General features: G+C 66.4%; 4 protein-coding genes. 3 read left to right on the forward strand and 1 reads right to left on the reverse strand.

The genetic code is table 11. From position 1 onward, the window contains the following. Positions 1-82: 82 nt before the first annotated feature. The gene (locus VKH46_05835) at positions 83-772 is read right to left on the reverse strand and encodes a DUF4386 domain-containing protein (GenBank protein ID HKB70345.1); all 690 of its coding nucleotides are present in this window, start codon (positions 770-772) and stop codon (positions 83-85) included. Positions 773-931: 159 nt separating this feature from the next. Here VKH46_05835 and VKH46_05840 point away from each other — a divergent pair, with 159 nt between their 5' ends. The 3 genes from VKH46_05840 to VKH46_05850 all read left to right on the forward strand — a co-directional run. Beyond that, positions 932-1,081 (forward strand): hypothetical protein, encoded by a 150-nt coding sequence (locus VKH46_05840; GenBank protein ID HKB70346.1) that lies wholly within the window; start codon positions 932-934, stop codon positions 1,079-1,081. Between the two features lie 4 nt (positions 1,082-1,085). Further along, entirely contained in the window at positions 1,086-1,700 is a 615-nt protein-coding gene (locus VKH46_05845; GenBank protein HKB70347.1) for a TMEM175 family protein, read from the forward strand. Between the two features lie 246 nt (positions 1,701-1,946). Beyond that, positions 1,947-4,544 (forward strand): protein kinase (locus VKH46_05850; protein ID HKB70348.1); only part of this gene is annotated, 2,598 nt, incomplete at its 3' end.

The following is a 4,544-nucleotide window of genomic DNA, read 5'->3' on the forward strand; positions in this document are numbered from 1 at the left end:
CGACGAGTTCCGTGTTGTCCGTCATGGTGCGTGGTTCCTAGGGAGGGAATGCTACATCGGCCGGGCCCCCGGCGGCGCGGGATCACTCCGCCAGCGGCCGATCCCTCGCGCCCATCACCAGCATCCAGAGCGGCGTTACCAGCTCCAGGGGTCGCAGCTGTCCCGCGATCCTGCCGACCGCGTGGCCGTAGACCGGCAAGAGCAGCCACGTCAGCGTGTCGGCGAGATAGGCGAACCCCGCGATGAACAACAGCACGCCCAGGAAGCGGGGCAGGAAGCCCGATCTCCAGATCAGGACGCCCAACGGGAACAGCCACAAGCCCATGAATATCTCCGTGACCAGCATCCCATCACTGAAGGAGTCGAGCGACATCATCACCTGCGCGTTGCGCTGCGCCTCGCTGAAGGCCGCCGCGGGGCCGGCGCCGTCCAGGATGTTCAGGACGGCGAGGCGGTGAATTTCGGCGGCAAACGCGAGGGGGATCTGGACCACGAGCAGGATCACCATCAGCACCGCCAGTACCTTGTTCACGCCTCTCAGCAGACGGTAGAGCGCCAGGGCCACGAGGATGAAAGCGGCCTGGCCGAGGAGGTCCGCCACGATGCCGCCGCGAAACAGCGTCTCGGATGCGAGGATCCTGCGGGCCGTGGCCGCCGCGTCGCCGCGAACGACGAGAACGGACGGGACGTACAGCAGCCCGAAAATGCCGGGTATGGATATCAGCACGTACAGGATGCCGATCGTTCGCGCGGTCTTCCTGGTCGAATTCATGACGCCTTCTCTCCCTTCGCGGAGATCGCCCCGACTCATCTCCGCCTCGATCGCTGAAACACGATACGGGCACGTCCCGAATTTGTTCAGCGACCGCCCATGCTCCGGCATGACCCGGGCCGGCTCGCGCTAGAATTCCGGGATCATCAAGGAGAGCCGTTGAGCCCGTCCTTCGGCGCCCGCCTCGGCGCCGACGAGATATCTGTGCCGCCGGGCGCGGGTGTCATGGCCGCGGCGCTGCTGAAGATCCACCCGGCGTTCGAGCCGCGGCGTCGGAATCCGAAGTTCGAGAAACGGATTGGCCCGTAAAGCCATGGGAGAAGCCCACGCCAACGCCCGGTTGGAAGCGTTCTGCGACGGGGTGTTCGCGATCGCGCTGACGCTCCTGATCATCGACATCAAGCTCCCCTCGACGGACAGTATTGGCAGCACCGCCGAATTCTGGCGCGCGCTCCAGCACCTGGCGCCCTCCGTGTTTGCGTTCGTGCTGAGCTTCGGCATCATCCTCGTCACCTGGGTGAATCACCACGGCGCGCTCGGGCTGGTGAACAAGACATCCGCGTCGTTCATCTATGCCAACGGCTTCCTGCTGCTGACCGTCGTGTTCATCCCGTTTCCGACGTCGTTGCTGGGCACGTTTCTCTGGACGGACCACGCCGCTCCCGCCGTCGTCTTGTACGACGCCGTCCTGGCCGTTCAGGCGATCGGCTGGATCCTCGTCACGGGCGCGGCGCTGAGGAACCATCTCGTCAGGGACGAAAGATCGAAATCGACGATGCGCGAAAACAACAGAAACGGGTACGGGGCCTTCGTGCTCTACTCTCTGCTCGCCATCACGGCCTTCTGGTTTCCGACCGCCATCGCCATCGTCACCACCGTGTCCTGGATCTTCTGGCTGACGCTGGGGATCAGGATGAAACGCGCGTGAGGGAAGGGGGGCCAGGCGGGGAACCTGCCCGGCGCGATACGTCTGAAACTCCGACACGGGAACTGGTTTTTCGCTCTCCAGGCTTCTGGCCAGCGCGGCAGGGGATAGGGGCTCCCGACGTCCGGGATGGGCCGGCCATCCGCGGCCACCCTTCTGGCGTAGAGGATACAATTCCGTCCAATAGATACAATCCCGTCAAAAGGAGGAAGCCTGAGCCTCCTGGGCGCCCGTCTCGGCCCTTATCAGATTCTTTCGCCCCTCGGTGCGGGAGGGATGGGCGAGGTCTATAAGGCGCGCGACTCGCGACTCGGGCGCGAGGTCGCGATCAAGGTGCTGCCTCCTCACCTCTCGAGAGATCCGGGGCTCAAGCAAAGATTCGAACGCGAGGCGCGAGCCATCGCAGCGCTCTCCCATCCGAACATCTGTGCGATTCATGACGTGGGCAGCCAGAACGGCGTCGAGTATCTCGTCATGGAGCTCCTCGAAGGTCAGACGCTGGCGGATCGGCTGGACAGGGGCGCGCTGCCCGCTGATCAGGCGCTGAAATTCGGCGTCGAGATCGCCGACGCGCTCGACCGCGCGCACCGCGCCGGGATCGTGCACCGGGATCTGAAGCCGGGCAACATCATGTTGACGAAATCGGGAGTCAAGCTCCTCGATTTCGGCCTGGCGAAGTTCGCTGCCAGCGAGGAGCCTGTTTCCGATCTCTCCGTCCTCCCGGCTCGACCGGCGGCGAGCCAACCGCTGACCGACAAGGGCGCCATCATGGGGACCTTTCAGTACATGGCGCCCGAACAGCTCAAGGGGAAGGAAGCCGATCCGCGAACCGACATCTTCGCCTTCGGGTGCGTTCTCTACGAGATGGCGACGGGGAAGGCTGCGTTTGCGCACGCGAGCCAGGCGTCGCTGATGTCAGCGATCCTGAAGCCGGAGCCGAGGCCGGTCCCGGAGCTCGATTCTCTGGCTCCCCCCGCGTTCGAACGGCTCGTGAAAATGTGTCTCGCCAACGACCCCGAGGACCGCTGGCAGGACACCCGCGACGTTCGCAACGAGCTCGTCTGGATCGCGCAGACGGGAGCGCAAGCGGGAGCGACCGTCCTCGGTGCGCGTCGCCGAATCCGGGAGCGCGTGGCGTGGACAGCCGCCGGCGCTGCGCTCGCCGTCGCTCTGATCGCCGCGGTGACGGCGATGCGACGGACGGCGGCACCGCGCCCGATCAAGGCGGCAATTCTCCCGTCGCAGGGCGTCCGGTTCTCTTCGAACTCGACCGCGCCGAACCTCCTGGCCCTCTCGCCCGACGGCGCCCGCCTCGCTTACTGCGCTCACTCCGGCATGGCATCCGACCGGCTGTGGATTCAGGCGCTCGACTCGGGCGAAGCCCGGCCCCTCGAGGGGACCGAAGGCGCTTCTCAGCCGTTCTGGTCACCCGACGGCCGGTCGCTCGGCTTCTTCGCGCATCGCAAGTTGAAGCGCGTCGGCGCCGAGGGAGGGCCCGTCCTGACGCTCGCGACCGCCATCAATCCGCGCGGCGGGTCCTGGAATGCGACGGGCACGATCCTCTTCACCCCGAATCACGCCTCGCCTGTTTTTCGCGTGCCGGCCGAGGGAGGCGTCGCGACCGCGGTGACAAGGCTCGACAAGGCCGGTGGAGAAGCCACGCATCGCTACCCGGAGTTCCTCCCGGACGGGCGGCACTTCCTGTATCTCGCGCGGGGCGGCGGCGCAGGCGCCGGCGAGGAACCGGTCGTCTATGCGGGCTCCATCGACGCGCCCGGCCGGAAGCCCGTGGTGAGAGTGGCTTCGAACGTCGCGTACGCTTCCGGCCACATTCTCTTCATGAGGCAGGGAATTCTCGTGGCCCAGCCCTTCGACCTCGGAAGCCTCGCGACCCGGGGCGAAGCCGTCACGATCGCCGCCAACGCGCGGATGGACGAACGCTACAGCCGAGGATCCTTCTCGGTGTCGACGAACGGGGTCCTCGCGTACCAGACCGGGAAGCTCCTGCGGAGGGACGTGCTGCGGCGGTACGATCGGTCGGGCCGGGTGCTCGACACTCTCGGCGAGCCGACGACTTTCTTCGACGACGGGAGCCCGACGATTTCCCCCGACGGCTCGCGCGCGGCCGTCGCAATCCTCGGAGAACGGGGGATTTCCGGCATCTGGCTCATCAACACGAAGTCGGGCGTGAGGAGTCGCTTCACCCTCGACGACGACGACCATACGTCGGCAGCCTGGTTCCCGGACGGCTCGCATCTGGCGATGGAGGGAGGGCTGGAGGGAGCGGCGAGGCTTCTCCTGAAGGCCGCCGACGGCTCGGGGACGGTCCAGGCGCTCATCGAGCGCCGCGCTTCTTCCGTCGCGGCGTGTTCCTTCTCCCCGACGGGTCGGTTCCTTCTTTTCACGGAGGAAACGGAGAAGACCGGCACCGACATCCTGATCCTGCCGCTCGTCGGAGGCGGGGAGCCGACGACGCTCACGGCAACCGCGGCTCAGGAGGACGGCGCCCAGTTCTCGCCGAACGGCCGCTTCGTGGCGTACTCCTCGGATGCCACGGGCCGGGTCGAGATCTACGTCGCCGCGTTCCCTCGACCGGGCGACATGTGGCAGGTGTCGCAAGAAGGCGGCCGGGAACCCCGCTGGTCACGTGACGGCAAGGAGCTCTTCTTCTTCAGCCGCGACAATTGGCTGATGGCCGCCGCTGTCGAAACGGCTGCGTCCCGATTCGAGGTCACGGCGATCAGCCCCCTCTTCCAGGTGCCGTCTCGCGGCTCCGAGTTCAATTGGCGCTACGACGTCTTTCCGGATGGCAAGCATTTCCTGGTGGGCACGCCCGCGGACGACGAC

The sequence above is a fragment of the Thermoanaerobaculia bacterium genome (assembly GCA_035260525.1).
Classification (GTDB): Bacteria; Acidobacteriota; Thermoanaerobaculia; order UBA5066; family DATFVB01; genus DATFVB01.

What these genes read in the sequence shown, in the direction of transcription:
- VKH46_05835 (HKB70345.1), bottom strand. Translation starts at nt 772, where the DNA reads ATGAATTCGACCAGGAAGACCGCGCGAACGATCGGCATCCTGTACGTG.
- VKH46_05845 (HKB70347.1), top strand. Translation starts at nt 1,086, where the DNA reads ATGGGAGAAGCCCACGCCAACGCCCGGTTGGAAGCGTTCTGCGACGGG.